Origin of the sequence: Lapillicoccus jejuensis (assembly GCF_006715055.1) — a bacterium.
Lineage (GTDB): Bacteria > Actinomycetota > Actinomycetes > Actinomycetales > Dermatophilaceae > Lapillicoccus > Lapillicoccus jejuensis.
The window spans coordinates 687299-700950 of sequence record NZ_VFMN01000001.1 but is presented as its reverse complement, the minus strand read 5'-3'; the positions used below and the strand labels follow the sequence as shown (position 1 = coordinate 700950).

The following is a 13652-nucleotide window of genomic DNA, read 5'->3' as shown; positions in this document are numbered from 1 at the left end:
TCAGCCGGTCGCGCCCGCGTCGTGCAGCATCCGCTGCACGACGACGCCGCGGTGCACGTCGAACGGGTGGCTCCGGCCGGTGCGCACGCCCTCGAGGAACGCCGCCATGATCGCCGTCGCGACCGCGTCCTCACCGTCGTGGCCGTCGCCGCCGAGCTCGGGCAGCACCAGTGTGCCGCCCTCGTGGACGACCTCGAACCGGAAGCCCCCGGTGTCGCCGGGCACGGTGAGGCTGAGCGAGACGTGCCCGACGGCGCCCGACTCGTGCCGCGTCGTCACCCCCACCCAGTCGGTGGGGTCGCCGACCCCGCTCACCTCGACGACCGGACCGAGCACGGCCTCGACGAGGTCGAGGGTGTGCGGGCCGATGTCGTAGAGCGCGCCCCGCTCGATGCGCCACGGCGTGGCGAAGTCGCTGCCCTCGAGGGCCGCCCCGGTGAGCATCCGCGCGAGCACCCCGCGGGGACGCACCTCCTGCGCGGCGTCAAGGAGCCGCACGACCTCGGGCTCGAACCGGTTGCGCAGCATGAGGATCGACGTCACGCCGGCCTCGTCGACGGCGGCCTCGAGCCGCACGGCGTCCTCGAGGGTGAAGGCCAGCGGCTTGTCGAGGATGAGGTGCTTGCCCGCCTCCGCGGCCCGCGTCGCCATCTCCGCCTGGACGGCCGGCGGGACGGCGAAGGCGACGGCGTCGACGCGGGAGAGCAGCTCGTCGTACGAGGTCGTCGCCGTGGCGCCGAAGCGGTCGGCCAGCGCCTGCGCGGCCTCCGGCCGCCGCGCCCACACCGTCGTCAGCTCGGCGCCGGCGGCCCCGGCCACCATCGGCGCGTGGAACATCGTCGCCCAGGGGCCGGCCCCCACCAGCCCGACCCGCAGGTCACCGTCGCTCATGGCGGCAGTGTGCCGGACCGGTGGAGACCGCGAAGGGTCGGCCGGGGCTCACCCCGCCGTCACGGCAGGACGACGAGCTTGCCGCCGGGGTGGGCGTCCCGGCTGAGCCGGTGCGCCTCGGCGGTCTCCTCGAGCGGGAAGGTCCGCGCGATCGGGATGGTCACCTCGCCGCGCGCGAGGAGGTCGAGCACCTGCGGCACGGCGGCGGCGCGCACGTCCTCGCCCGGCTCGGCGCCGGGGCCGCCGCCGATGGCCTTGATCCCGAGCTCCTGGAAGCGTGCGAACCCGGCGATGGTGACGACCCGCTGCGGGTCGGCGACGAGCGCGACGGAGCTGTCGAGGGCCTCGTCGGTGCCGACCGTGTCGACGGCCGCGTCGAAGCGCCCGTCCGGGGCCGCGGCCCGCAGCCGCTCCAGCAGGCCGTCGCCGTAGGCGACCGGCTCGGCGCCGAGCGCGCGCAGGTCGTCGTGGTGCCGCTCGCTCGCGGTGGCGACGACGCGGGCGCCGCGGCGCACCGCGAGCTGGACGACGAGGCGGCCGACGCCGCCCGAGCCGCCGTGCACGACGACGCTCTCGCCCTCGCCGAGGTGGACGGCCTCGAGGGCGTGGACGGCGGTGCCGCCGACGACGGGGACGCTCGCGGCGGCCTCCCACGAGACGCCCGCGGGCTTGGCGGTGAGCAGGTCGGCGGGCGCGAGCACGTGGTCGGCGTACGCGCCACCCGGCACCGAGCGGACGACGACCGCGTCTCCCGGCCCGTACGACGTCACGCCGTCACCGACGGCGTCGACGGTGCCGGCCACCTCGGCGCCGAAGCCGGTCAGCAGGCCCGGGTCCCGGCCGAACATCCCGCCGTACAGCTTCCAGTCGACGGGGTTGACCGAGATCGCGCGGACGGCGACGCGGACCTCGCCGGGACCGGGCTCGGGGGTGGGGACGGTCTGCAGCCGCAGCTGCTCGGGGCCGCCGAAGTCCGCGGCCGTGACGATGCGTGTGCTCATGCCGCTGCAACAGCGAGGGGACGAGCGGGTGTTCCGGACCCACCGCCTGGACGTCGGCTGTGAACGAGGTGCATACCGGCCCAGAGCGGCGTCGTCGTCGGACCGTCTCGGCGGACGGCCACGACAGGCGGCCGCGTCGCTCCGCCACCGGTGGAGGTCAGGGGGGTCGTCGTGGTCCGTGGTGCTCGTCGTCGCACCCGGTGGGGTCTCGTCGTGGCCCTCGCCGGGTTGCTGCTGGGGGTCCTCGTCCCGGTCGCGTCGGCGGCGACGTCGGTCGACCTCATCGGGCCCTACACCGGCCTCACCGCCCGGGCCTGGGGCGCGGTCAGCCCCGCCCCGAGGCAGACGACCCGAGCGGTCGACGGTCGCGACGGTCCGGTGACCGTCACCGGCGCGCGCACACGGCCACGTGGGAGTGGTGGGCGGTGACCTTCTCGCCCCGGGAGGGGTCGCCGGTCGCCCTCCTGGTCAGGGGACCGCGGATCGGCCCGGGGCTGCCGGGGATGTCCGCCTCGCTGCGGTTCGGCACGACGTTCTGCGCGACCACCACGTCCGGGACGGACGCCCCGGTCGTCGTCACCGAGTACCACCTCGACCCGACGACGGGTCGGCCGGACGTGCTGTCCGTCGACCTCACCGGGTCCTGCCAGGTCGACGACACCTCGGACCGTCAGCAGCTCGACGTCCACCTCCGGCTGGGCGCCTCGACCCCGTACGGCGGCCTCGACGTCCCGACGGACACCGTCGGCCTCGGCTCACCGGTGATCGGCGTGGCCGGCACGCCCGTCGCCGTCCCCGTGCGGTACGTCGGCGCCGGGTCGGTCGCCGTGGCGTCACCCCAGGTCGTCGAGGAGAACTACCACCCCTTCCCCTACCTGTTCCGCTACCCGGTCGACAGCTGCTCGGGTCGCACCCTGTCCGACGGCGATCGGTGCAGCACCTCGGTGCAGATGCGACCGGTGGGCACGGGGCAGGCCCTCCCGTCGTTCCTGCTCCACGACACGGACGGCGCGGTGGTCGCGCGCGTGCCCGTGAGCTGGGACGAGCAGGCACCCAGGACCGACCTGAGGGGCTCCCTCCTGGCCGTCACCAACCGAGCCCTGGACACCAGGAAGCCGAGCGGGTCCTCCCCGCCGCGCCAGGTGCCGGCCGGCGCCGTGGTGGCGGTCCCGGTGGGCGAGCTCGCCGACTCGCCGACCCCCGGCCTGTCCGGCGGGCTGGCCCTGCTCAACCTCACCGCGGTGGCCCCTGCCGCCGCGGGGTACCTCAGCGTCCTGCCCTCGTCGACGGCTCCCACCACGACCTCGGCGGTCAGCTTCGCCGCCGGCCGCACGACGAGCAACCTCGTCCTGGCGCCGATCGACGCGGCCGGCTACGCCCACGTGCGCAACGCCTCCCCACGGCCCCTCGACGTGGTCGCCGACCTGCGGGGGTCACGCTGCCCCGCGACGAGCAGCCCTTCGCCGCTCGCGGGGTCGTCGCCGCCCGGTTGCACCCGGTGCCACCGTCCCGGGTCCTCGACACCCGCACCACGGCCGGAGGGGCGCGTCCGCTGCCGGTCGGGCAGACCCTCCTCGGCCTGCGCCTGCCGAGGTTCGGCAACCCCGCCACCGCCGTGCTGGCCACCGTCACGGTCGTGTCGCCCGCGACCGCGGGCTGGGTCCGGCTCGGCGGCCCCGACGGCACCTCGAGCGTCACCTACGCCGCAGGGGAGACGACGAGCAACACGGTCCTCGCCTGGATGGACGGGTCGCCGTCCGAGCAGCTCCCGGTCACCGTCTTCGGCGCACCCGTGCACGTCGTCGTCGACGTGACGGCGGTCGTCGACGACGGCTACAGCCCGTCCGGCGTGGTGGCGGTCCCGCTGCCGGGTGGTCCGGTCCGGATCGCCGACTCCCGTCGCGGTCTCGGGATCGGGACGCTCCCCGGTGGCGCGGCGCGGTCGCTGCCGGTCTCCTCGTCACTGCGGGACCAGGACACCTGGGGCGTCCTGCAGAACGTCACCGCGATCCCGACCCGTCCCACGTGGCTCGTGGCGTACCCGAGCGGGACCCCACGACCCGGCACGAGCTCGCTGCTGGCGGCGCCGCCGTCGCCCTGCGCCGCGACGGTCCTCACCGGCCTGTCCGCCGGGGGCTCCGAGGACCTGTACTCCCTCGCCGGGCCGACGGACGTCGTCTCCGACGTCTCCGCCCGGGTCCAGCTCTTCCCGAGCACGGCGCAGCTCGGCGGCTTCGCCCGGATCCCCGAGACCCTCGCCGCCGTCCCGCCGGCGACCCGCAGCCGCTGACCCCGGCGCGGAGTGCGGCAGGCTGGCGCCCGTGACCCCGGCCGTGCTCGCCCTCTTCGCGCTCGCGGGCGTCGTCGTCGGGTTCTCCAAGACGGCGGTCGGCGGTCTCGGGGTCGCGGCCGTGGCGATCTTCGCGACGGTCCTACCGGCCCGGGCGTCGACGGGGGCGGTGCTGCTCGTCCTCATCGTCGGCGACCTCGTCGCCACGACGACGTACCGGCGCGACGCGGACTGGGCGCTCGTCCGGCGGCTGCTGCCCGCGGTGCTGCCGGGTCTGGTCCTGGGCACCCTCTTCCTGCACATCGTCTCCGACGAGGTGCTCCGCCGCAGCATCGGCGTCGTCCTCGTCGTCCTCCTCGTCCTGCAGCTGTGGCTGCGCACCCGCCGGACGACCGGGCCGTCCACGCAGCCCCACCGGGTCGCCTCCTGGGCGGCCGGGGGAGCGGCCGGCTTCACGACGATGACGGCCAACGCGGCCGGCCCGGTCATGACCCTCTTCCTCAGCGCGGCGCAGGTCGACAAGCGTCGCTTCGTCGGCACCAACGCCTGGTTCTTCCTCGTCGTCAACCTCGTCAAGGTGCCGTTCTCGGCGGGCCTGGGCCTCGTCTCGGGCACCGACGTGGTGCGCGCGCTGGCCCTCGTCCCGGCCGTCGTCGCCGGCGGGCTGCTCGGCCGGTGGACGCTGGGCCGGATCAGCCAGGCCCGCTTCGAGGTGCTGGTCCTGGTCGCGTCCGGGGTCTCGGCGGCCGCGCTGCTGGTCTGAGGGGCGTCGTACGGGCCGGTCGCTAGGGTGGCCCCATGGAGCCCTACGTCACCGTCGGTGCCGTCGTCGTGAGCGGGGTCGTGCTCGTCCTCGCCGCGGCGCTCGCGCGCCGGTCGCTGGCTCCGCGCGTGCCGACGGCGGCCAAGCGGGCGACGTACGAGTCCGGGGTCGACCCGGTCGGCACCGACTGGGCGCAGACCAACGTGCGCTACCTCGTCTTCGCGTTCCTCTACGTCATCTTCGCCGTCGACGCCGTCTACCTCTTCCCGTGGGCCACCGTGATCCGCGACGCGCACCTGGCCGTGGCGTCGCTCGTCGAGATGGGGATCTTCGTCCTCGTGCTCGTCGTCGGCCTCGTCCACGTCGCCCGCCGCGGCCTGCTGCGCTGGCTCTGACCCACCCGCGCCGATGACGACCGACCTGCCGCTGCCGACCGTGCGCCCCGCGCTGGGGCCGGTCGCCGCCCACGCGCCGGAGCCGGTCAAGGTCGTCCTCAACTGGGGCCGGCGCTACAGCCTGTGGGTGTTCAACTTCGGGCTCGCCTGCTGCGCCATCGAGTTCATCGCCGCGTCGATGGCCCGGCACGACTTCATCCGGCTCGGGGTCATCCCCTTCGCGCCCGGCCCGCGGCAGGCCGACCTCATGGTCGTCAGCGGCACCGTCACCGACAAGATGGCGCCCGCCGTCCGCCGGCTCTACGACCAGATGCCCGAGCCGAAGTACGTCATCTCGTTCGGCGCCTGCTCCAACTCCGGCGGCCCCTACTGGGACTCCTACAGCGTCACCAAGGGCGTCGACACGATCATCCCCGTCGACGTCTACGTCCCCGGCTGCCCGCCGCGGCCGGAGGCGCTGCTCCAGGGGATCGTCAAGCTCCAGGAGAAGATCGCCGCCGAGCGGGTGGGCGAGACCCTCGAGCGCCGGTACGCCAGCGGCCGGCTCGCCACCGCGGCCGAGGTCACCCGACGCCTCGTCAAGCGCCCGGAGAAGCCCGGGCCCCAGCCGCTGCCCGGTCGCGGTGACGCGCTCACCCCGCGGCCGGGGGCCGCCGCCCCGCCGACGACTGCCCCCGCGGGCGGCACCGCGCCGCCGACGCAGGCCATCCCCACCGAGCCGGACACCCGGCCGCTGCCCGTGGGCCCGGCCGAGGTCCCCGTCGCGCCGAGCGGCCCCGAGGCGTCGGCCGCTCCGCCGACCCGCACGCTGCCCGCGGTCGCCGACCCCGCGGCGTACGGCGTCCCGCCCGAGCAGCGACCGGCACCGGCGGCCCGCCGTACGGCGACCCCGCTGAGGGAGCGGACGGAGCCGCGCCGGACCCTCGCCGACGACATCTTCGAGCTCGCCGAGGACGAGGAGCGCCCCGACGACGGCGGCGACGGGCCGGAGGGTCCGCGGTGAGCACCACCCCGCCCGAGGCCTGCCGCGACGTCGCGCCCGGGGAGTGGGTCGCGGCGGCGACGGCGCTGCGCGAGGAGGGCTTCACCTTCCTCGACTGGCTGAGCGCCGTCGACGAGACCGACCGCCCCGACCGGCCCGGGTACGACGTCGTGCTGCACCTGCTCGACGTCGCCACCCCGGGCGCCCTGCGCACGACGATGCTGCGCACCCGGCTGCCCGTCGGCACCCCGCTGCCCAGCCTCACCGGGGTCTTCCGCGGCGTCGCCTGGCACGAGCGCGAGACGCACGAGATGTTCGGCCTCGACGTCGACGGGTTCGACGACGGGTCGGGGCTCGGGCTGCGGCCGCTGCTGCTGCCCGACGGGTTCGAGGGCCACCCGCTGCGCAAGTCGTTCGTCCTCGCCGCCCGCGCGAGCAAGCCGTGGCCCGGCGCGAAGGAGCCGGGGGAGGGGCACGACAGCACCCGCGCCCCGGGCCGCCGCCGCGTCCAGGCGCCCGGGGTCCCCGGGCCCGAGTGGGGGCCGCGGTAACCGTCCTCCGCCAGCCCGTCGACAGTCGTAGACAATCTGTCTACGATCGAGGCATGAAGACGATCTCGGTGGGGGAGCTGCGGCAGAACCCGACGGCGATGCTCGCCGACGTCGCCGCCGGCGAGACCTACGCCGTGACGCGGCACCACCGTGAGGTCGCGCGCGTCGTCCCGGCCTCCTCGTCCCCGTGGGTCGTCCCCCCGAAGGCGCCGGGGCCTGCCCGCACCGCCGACCTGCCGCCCGTTCCCCTGCCCGAGGGGCTGACCATCGACCTGCTCGTCGACGAGCTCAAGGGCGAGTGGTGACGAGCTTCTACCTGGACACCTCGGTCGGGATACACGTCCTGCTCGGGCACCCGGGAGCGACGTCGTGGTTCGACGAGGTCACGGCCTCGGGCGTGCACGAGGTGCTGTCGTCCCGCCTGCTGCGGACCGAGCTGACCCGGACCCTGCGCCGGCTCGGTCAACCCCTGGAACGTCGGGAGGCCGTGCTGGACCACCTGGGCACGGTCCTCCTTGACCACACCGTCCTCGTGGAGGCGGAGGCGATCGGACCGCACGTGAAGACCCTGGACGCCATTCACCTGGCGTCAGCCCTGCGCAGCGGGATCGAGGACGTCGTCGTGACCAGCCACGACCGCACGATGCTGACCGTGGCGCGTGCGCTGGGCCTGGCCGCCCACGACCCGCTGACGGACGGTTCGCCGCCCCCGTGACGTCCCGCGAGGCGTAGGTCCGCCGGACGGGGCGGCGGGTCTCGCTAGGGTGAGGCCCCATGGACGGCCGCCCGCTCGTGCTCCCGACAGCCGGGCGAGGGGCCCGGCGTGTGGCAGCCCTCCGCACCCGCGAGGTGGCTCGGTGAGCTGGGCCGAGGTCGTCGTCCGCGCGGTCGTCGTCCTCGTCGCCTTCCTCGTGCTGCCGCTCGTCGTCGGCCAGGCCGAGCACAAGGTCATGGCGCACATGCAGGGCCGCCTCGGGCCGATGTACGCCGGCGGCTTCCACGGCTGGGCGCAGCTCGTCGCCGACGGGGTGAAGTTCGTCCAGAAGGAGGACGTCACCCCGGCCGCCGCCGACCGGTGGGTGTTCAAGGCGGCGCCCGCCGTCGCCCTCGTCCCCTACCTCGTCGCGCTCTCGGTCATCCCGCTCGGCCCGTCGGTCGTCGGCGCGCCGGTCGACGCGGGCGCGCTCTTCGTCGTCGCGGTCGCCGGGGTCGGCGTCCTCGGCACGCTCATGGCCGGCTGGGCCAGCGCCAACAAGTACTCGCTGCTCGGCGCGATGCGCTCGGCGGCGCAGCTGCTCTCCTACGAGCTGCCGCTCGTCCTCGCCGTCGCGTCGGTCGCGCTCGCGGCCGGCACCCTCTCGCTCGGCGGGATCGTCACCGAGTGGAGCCCGTGGTGGCTGCTGTGGCAGCTGCCCGGCGCCCTCGTCTTCCTCACCGCGGCGCTCGCCGAGCTGCAGCGACCGCCCTTCGACATGCCGGTCGCCGACTCGGAGATCGTCTTCGGCGCCTACACCGAGTACACCGGGCTGCGCTTCGCGTTCTTCCTGCTCGCGGAGTACGCCGGCATCGTCGTCATGTCGCTGCTCTTCGCCGTCCTCTTCCTCGGCGGCTGGCGCGGCCCCGCCCCCGAGGTCCTCGGGTGGCTCTGGACCCTGGGTAAGGGGGCGCTCGTGGCCGTCGTCGTCATCTGGCTGCGGGTCTCGTGGCCGCGGCTGCGCGAGGACCAGCTCCAGCGGCTGGCCTGGGGTGCGCTGGTCCCGACCGCCCTCGCCCAGGTCGCGCTCACCGGCGTCGTCGTGGTGGCCACCCGATGAGCACGACACCCCCCACCCCGCCGGGCGGCAAGGGTCTCGTCCCCGGCCTGCTCAAGGGGCTCGCGACGACCGCCCGCACGATGGTCACGCCGAGCCACACGGCCGAGTACCCCGACGTCGCGCCCGCCCTGCCGCCGCGCTCGCGCGGCGTCATCGCGCTCACCGAGGAGAACTGCACCTCGTGCATGCTCTGCGCGCGCGAGTGCCCCGACTGGTGCATCTACATCGACTCGCACAAGGAGACGGTCCCGGCGACGACCGAGGGCGGCCGCGAGCGGCAGCGCAACGTCCTCGACCGCTTCGCCATCGACTTCTCGCTGTGCATGTACTGCGGCATCTGCATCGAGGTCTGCCCCTTCGACGCGCTGCACTGGAGCCCCGAGTTCGAGTACGCCGAGACCGACATCCGCGACCTGCTCCACGAGAAGGAGCGGCTCGGCGAGTGGATGCAGACCGTGCCGGTGCCGCCGGCGCTCGACGACCACGCCGCCGAGCCGGCCGAGGTCGCGCAGGCCGCGAAACCCGCCCGCACCGCGCGGCCCGAGCGCGCCACCCGCCCCCCGAGGGCCGGCTCGTGACCGCCCGCGACCTCGCCTTCCTCCTCGTCGGGCTGGTCTGCGCCGCCAGCGCGGTGCTCGCCGTGACCACCCGCCAGGTCGTGCACTCCGCCCTGTGGCTCGTCGTCTGCCTCGGCACCCTCGCCGGCTGCTACGTCGTCCTCGGCGCCGAGCTCGTCGCGCTCGTCCAGCTGCTCGTCTACGTCGGGGCGGTCGTCGTCGTCGTCCTCTTCGCGCTCATGCTCACCCGCGCGCCCATCGGCCGCAACGACGGCCTCGGCACGCCCCGGCTGCAGCGGGTCGCCGCCGCCGTCCTCGGGGCGGCCACCACCGGGCTCCTGCTCGTGGCCCTCGTCCCGCTCGTGGGCACCGAGGCCACGACCCCGCAGAACGGCGACACCCGCTCGGTGGCCGCGGCCCTCTTCGGGGCCTGGGTGTGGCCGTTCGAGCTGCTGTCGCTCCTGCTGCTCGTCGCCCTCGTCGGCGCCGTCGCCGTCGTCCGGGTCAGCGGCCCGGCACGCCCCACGCGGGACCCGTCGTGATGCACCTCTGGCTGCCCGTCGCCCTCGCCGCCGTCCTCGCCGGCACGGGCCTGTACGGCGTCCTCGCCCGCCGCAACGCGGTCCTCGTCCTCGTCGGCGTCGAGCTGGTCCTCGCCTCGGCCACCCTGCTCCTGGTCACCCTCGGCGCCCGCGGCTCGACGGGGGCGAGCGGGGCGACCGCGCTGCCCGCCCTGCAGACCGGGCAGGTGCTCACCCTCTTCGTCATCACCCTCGCCGCCGCGGAGATCTGCGTCGCGCTCGCCGTCGTCCTCGCGCTGTTCCGGCTCCAGGGCCACGTCGACGTGAGCGAGGAGCCGCGCACCGAGGACACCGCCGCCCGGACGCGGGCCGGGAGCGGCGCGTGAGCGTCGTCGTCCGCCTCGTCGTCCTGCTGCCGGCGCTCGCGGCCCTCGCCGGGCTGCTCCTCGTCCGCCGCCGCGCCGCCGCGGCCGCCGTCGCGACGGTCACCGCGGGCCTCGGCGTGCTCCTCGCGGTGGCCGAGGTGGTGGGGACCGACCGGGGCGCCGTACCGACGCAGGTCGGGACGATCGGCGGCCTCGCCGCCGGCGACCTCACGGTGCCGCTGACCCTGCTGCTCGACCGGCCCACTGCGCTCGTCGCGCTCGCCGTCACCCTCGTCGGGCTCGCCGTCCAGGTCTTCTCCGTCTGGTACCTCGCCGACGACCCGCGGTACGCCGTCTTCGCCGCCGAGGTCTCGCTCTTCCTCGCCGGGATGCTGCTCGTCGTCCACTCCGGCGACCTGCTGCTCACCCTCGTCGGGTGGGAGGTCATGGGCTGGTGCTCGTGGCTGCTCATCGGCCACACCAGCGCGCGCGAGTCGGCCCGCCGCGCGGCGCACAAGGCCTTCCTCGTCACCCGGCTCGCCGACGTCGGCTTCGTGCTCGGCACGGTCGCCCTCGCGCACTCGTTCGGGACGACGCGGATCGCCGGCCTGCTGGGCGAGCGCGGCTGGTTCTCCTCCGGGGGCGTCCCGACCCAGACCGACCTCATGGCCCAGACCCCGCTGCTCACCCTCGGGCTGGTCGGCCTCGTCGTCGGGGTGGCGGGCAAGTCCGGTCTCGTGCCCTTCCACGACTGGCTGCCCGACGCCATGGAGGGGCCGACGCCGGCCTCGGCGCTCATCCACGCGGCGACCATGGTCGCCGCCGGCACCGTCGTCCTGGCCCGGCTCGAGCCGCTGCTCGCCGCCGACACCGCCGCCCGCACCCTGCTCGGCGTCCTCGCCGCCGTGACGATGGTCTACGCCGCCGCGCTCGCCCTCGCCCAGGCCGACCTCAAGCGTCTGCTGGCCTACTCGACCCTCAGCCAGGTCGCGATCATGCTCGCCGCGCTCGCCGTCGTCCCGGAGAGCGGCCCGTCGTCGGCCGCCGACGCCGGCCTCGAGCAGCTCGTCTCGCACGCCCTCTTCAAGTCGCTGCTCTTCCTCGCGATCGGCTGGCTCTCCGTCCTCGCCGGCGGCACCGCGGTCGCCGTGCTCCGCGGCCGCGCCCGCGGACGGGGCGCCCTGCAGTGGTCGCTCGCCATCGGCCTCGCGTCGCTCGCCGGCGTGCCCCCGCTCGTGGGCTTCCTCGCCAAGGACGGCGTCGTCACCGTCGTCGAGCGGTCGCTCGGCGACGGTCCCACCGCGTGGCTGCTGCTCGTCGCCCTGCTCGTCACCGTCGTCCTCACCGCCGCCTACTCGACCCGCGCCTGGCTGCTGCTGACCACCGAGCCGAGCCTCGCCGCGCTCGAGGCCGCCGAGGGGCAGGCCGAGGACCCGGAGCCCGCGGCCCCGGCCGGCGACGAGGGCCCGACCGGAGAGCACGAGGCCCGTCCCGTCACCCTCCCTGCCGCCCTCACCGTCAGCGCCCTCGCCGTCCTCACCGTGCTCGGGGGTCTGCTGCTGCTCGGCTTCGAGTGGGGCTGGCAGCTGGGGTGGATGACCGCGGTCCTCTCCGTCGTCCTCGTGGTCGGCACGGTCGTCCTCGTCCACCGCCGCGGCGCCGGCGGGGCCGACCCGGCCGACGTCCTCCCGCCGCGGCTGCGGGTCGCCGCCGAGGACGGCCTCGGCGTCGACCGCGCGTACGCCGGGGTCGGCCGCGCCGTCACCGCCCTCGCCCACGGTGTCGTCCGGGTCGACCGGGTCGCGCTCGACGCCTACCCCCGCCTCCTCGCCCGCGCCGCGGGGACGGTCGGCCGCAGCGCCGCCGCCCGGCACCGCGGCACGCCGTCGACCGCTCTCGTCGCCGTCGTCACGGGCGTCGTCGTCCTCGCCGCCCTGGGGGTGACCCTGTGGTCCTGAGCCAGGCGGCGCTCACGCTGCTCCTCCTCGTGCCCGGCCTCGCCGCCGTCTGGCTGCTCGCCGTCGCGCGCACCGACCGGGCCGAGCGGCACGGGTCGACGTACGCCGTCGCCCTCGGCTCGAGCGTCGTCGCGCTCCTGCTCGCCGTCGTCGTCGCGCTGGCCCGGCCCGACGTCGACGTGCCGTGGGTGCCCGCGCTCGGGGTGCGATGGCACCTCGGCCCGGACGGGATCTCGGTGCCGCTCGTGCTGCTCACCGCCGTCCTCGGCGTGGTCGTCGTCGTCCACTCGCGCGGCCGTGAGCCGGCCCGCGCGACGCTGGGTGAGCGCTCGCTCGGCACCTTCTACGCGTGCCTGCTCCTCGTCGAGACCGGCGCTCTCGCGACGTTCCTGGCCCGCGACGCGATCGTCTTCTTCGTCGCCTTCGAGGTCGTCCTCGTGCCGATGTGGGTGCTCGTCGGGCGGTTCGGCGACGAGCACGCCACCGAGGCGCAGCGCACCTCGGCCGCCGCGCGGTTCGTCCTCTTCACCGTCCTCGGCAGCACCCTCATGCTGCTCGGCATCCTCCTCGTCGCGGTCCGCGCGGGCACGACCGACCTCGTGCTCCTCGCGCAGGCCCGCGGCGAGGGCCTCGACCACGGCACCCAGGTGGCGGCCGCCGCCCTGCTGCTCGTCGGCCTGGGGATCAAGATCCCGCTGTGGCCCGCCCACCCGTGGCTGCCGCCGGCGCACACCGTCGCGCCGACCGCGGGGTCCGTGCTGCTGGCCGCCGTCCTGCTCAAGATGGGCACGTACGGCGTCGTGCGGCTCGCCCTGCCGGTCGTCCCCGCCGGGGTGGCCGCCGCGGCGCCGTACCTCGCCGTCGCCGGCGCGGTCGGGATCCTCTGGGGAGGGCTGGCCTGCCTCGTCGAGACCGACCTCAAGCGGCTGGTCGCCTACTCCTCGGTCGCGCACATGGGCTTCGTCGCCCTCGGCCTCGCGTCGGGGACGTGGACCGGGCTGCAGGCCGCGCTCTTCGCCAACATCGCCCACGGCGTCGTCTCCGCCCTGCTCTTCCTCGTCGTCGGCGGGCTGAAGGAGCGGTGGGGGAGCGCCGACCTGCGGGTCGCCCGCCCGGCGCTGCGCGACACCGCGCCCCGGCTCGGGTGGGCCCTCGTCGTCGGGTTCGCCGCCGCCCTCGGGCTGCCCGGGCTCATCGGGTTCTGGGGCGAGGTGCTGGCCGTCTACGCGGCGTTCACCCCGGCCGACGGACGCCCGCTGCCGGTGCTGCGGGCCTGCGCGGTCGCGGGGCTGCTCGGGATGGTCCTCGCAGCGGCGTACGGCCTGCGGGTGCTGCGGCTGGTCTGGGCGGGCGGGACCGCGGGTGGCTCGTCGAACGCGGAGGGCGCTGCGCCGACGCCCGACGCGGGCCGGCGCGAGTGGGCCGTCGTCCTGCTGCTCTGCGTCCTCGCCGTCGCCGGCGGCGTCCTGCCCAAGCCGTTGCTCGGCGTGACCGCCGACGACGCGCGCTCGGTCGTCGGCGGCACCGGCCCTGTGCGCGATCACCTCACGGGGGGTGGGTGACG

15 protein-coding genes and 1 pseudogene are annotated in these 13652 nt (G+C 75.7%); 13 read left to right on the top strand and 3 right to left on the bottom strand.

Annotated elements, in window-relative coordinates:
• From FB458_RS03405 to FB458_RS03395, 3 genes are all read right to left on the bottom strand, one after another.
• Positions 1-891: a Gfo/Idh/MocA family protein gene (locus FB458_RS03405; RefSeq protein WP_141846777.1), complete on the bottom strand. Its 891-nt coding sequence runs from the start codon at positions 889-891 to the stop codon at positions 1-3.
• A 59-nt stretch (positions 892-950) separates the two neighbouring features.
• Positions 951-1892 (bottom strand): NADP-dependent oxidoreductase, encoded by a 942-nt coding sequence (locus FB458_RS03400; RefSeq protein ID WP_141846775.1) that lies wholly within the window; start codon positions 1890-1892, stop codon positions 951-953.
• Positions 1893-2277: 385 nt separating this feature from the next.
• Complete coding sequence (locus tag FB458_RS03395; protein WP_141846773.1) at positions 2278-2472, bottom strand: hypothetical protein; 195 nt, start codon at positions 2470-2472, stop codon at positions 2278-2280.
• A gap of 918 nt (positions 2473-3390) precedes the next feature.
• Between FB458_RS03395 and FB458_RS03390 the strand changes: the two genes are divergently transcribed.
• The 13 genes and pseudogenes from FB458_RS03390 to FB458_RS03330 all read left to right on the top strand — a co-directional run bounded on the left by FB458_RS03390 (position 3391) and on the right by FB458_RS03330 (position 13650).
• Positions 3391-4182, top strand: coding sequence for a hypothetical protein (locus tag FB458_RS03390; RefSeq protein WP_141846771.1), 792 nt, complete (start codon positions 3391-3393; stop codon positions 4180-4182).
• 31 nt (positions 4183-4213) lie between these two features.
• Entirely contained in the window at positions 4214-4945 is a 732-nt protein-coding gene (locus FB458_RS03385; protein ID WP_141846769.1) for a sulfite exporter TauE/SafE family protein, read from the top strand.
• Positions 4946-4980: 35 nt separating this feature from the next.
• A complete protein-coding gene (locus FB458_RS03380) occupies positions 4981-5340 on the top strand; it encodes an NADH-quinone oxidoreductase subunit A (RefSeq protein ID WP_141846767.1) in 360 nt (119 codons plus the stop codon).
• A 13-nt stretch (positions 5341-5353) separates the two neighbouring features.
• A pseudogene (locus FB458_RS03375) lies at positions 5354-5935 on the top strand (NADH-quinone oxidoreductase subunit B); the annotation flags it as partial.
• 404 nt (positions 5936-6339) lie between these two features.
• Positions 6340-6873, top strand: a complete 534-nt coding sequence (locus FB458_RS03370) for an NADH-quinone oxidoreductase subunit C (protein ID WP_141846765.1) — start codon at positions 6340-6342, stop codon at positions 6871-6873.
• Positions 6874-6926: 53 nt separating this feature from the next.
• Complete coding sequence (locus FB458_RS03365; RefSeq protein ID WP_141846763.1) at positions 6927-7178, top strand: type II toxin-antitoxin system Phd/YefM family antitoxin; 252 nt, start codon at positions 6927-6929, stop codon at positions 7176-7178.
• On the top strand, positions 7061-7588 hold the full coding sequence (locus tag FB458_RS03360) for a PIN domain-containing protein (RefSeq protein WP_342778011.1): 528 nt from the start codon (positions 7061-7063) through the stop codon (positions 7586-7588). The genes FB458_RS03365 and FB458_RS03360 overlap by 118 nt, the downstream gene beginning before the upstream one ends.
• 142 nt (positions 7589-7730) lie before the next feature.
• Positions 7731-8687 (top strand): complex I subunit 1/NuoH family protein, encoded by a 957-nt coding sequence (locus FB458_RS03355; RefSeq protein WP_141846759.1) that lies wholly within the window; start codon positions 7731-7733, stop codon positions 8685-8687.
• Complete coding sequence (locus FB458_RS03350) at positions 8684-9265, top strand: NuoI/complex I 23 kDa subunit family protein (RefSeq protein ID WP_141846758.1); 582 nt, start codon at positions 8684-8686, stop codon at positions 9263-9265. Before FB458_RS03355 ends, FB458_RS03350 begins: the two co-directional genes overlap by 4 nt.
• The gene (locus FB458_RS03345) at positions 9262-9786 is read left to right on the top strand and encodes an NADH-quinone oxidoreductase subunit J family protein (RefSeq protein ID WP_141846756.1); all 525 of its coding nucleotides are present in this window, start codon (positions 9262-9264) and stop codon (positions 9784-9786) included. The genes FB458_RS03350 and FB458_RS03345 overlap by 4 nt, the downstream gene beginning before the upstream one ends.
• The gene (locus FB458_RS03340) at positions 9786-10151 is read left to right on the top strand and encodes an NADH-quinone oxidoreductase subunit NuoK (protein ID WP_170185787.1); all 366 of its coding nucleotides are present in this window, start codon (positions 9786-9788) and stop codon (positions 10149-10151) included. The genes FB458_RS03345 and FB458_RS03340 overlap by 1 nt, the downstream gene beginning before the upstream one ends.
• Positions 10148-12088: an NADH-quinone oxidoreductase subunit 5 family protein gene (locus FB458_RS03335; protein WP_141846752.1), complete on the top strand. Its 1941-nt coding sequence runs from the start codon at positions 10148-10150 to the stop codon at positions 12086-12088. The genes FB458_RS03340 and FB458_RS03335 overlap by 4 nt, the downstream gene beginning before the upstream one ends.
• Positions 12079-13650, top strand: a complete 1572-nt coding sequence (locus FB458_RS03330) for a complex I subunit 4 family protein (RefSeq protein ID WP_246061041.1) — start codon at positions 12079-12081, stop codon at positions 13648-13650. The genes FB458_RS03335 and FB458_RS03330 overlap by 10 nt, the downstream gene beginning before the upstream one ends.
• Positions 13651-13652: the final 2 nt, after the last annotated feature.

Coding starts and splice junctions, on each gene's coding strand:
- FB458_RS03405 (WP_141846777.1), bottom strand. CDS start 891: ATGAGCGACGGTGACCTGCGGGTCGGGCTGGTGGGGGCCGGCCCCTGG.
- FB458_RS03400 (WP_141846775.1), bottom strand. CDS start 1,892: ATGAGCACACGCATCGTCACGGCCGCGGACTTCGGCGGCCCCGAGCAG.
- FB458_RS03380 (WP_141846767.1), top strand. CDS start 4,981: ATGGAGCCCTACGTCACCGTCGGTGCCGTCGTCGTGAGCGGGGTCGTG.
- FB458_RS03365 (WP_141846763.1), top strand. CDS start 6,927: ATGAAGACGATCTCGGTGGGGGAGCTGCGGCAGAACCCGACGGCGATG.
- FB458_RS03350 (WP_141846758.1), top strand. CDS start 8,684: ATGAGCACGACACCCCCCACCCCGCCGGGCGGCAAGGGTCTCGTCCCC.
- FB458_RS03340 (WP_170185787.1), top strand. CDS start 9,786: ATGCACCTCTGGCTGCCCGTCGCCCTCGCCGCCGTCCTCGCCGGCACG.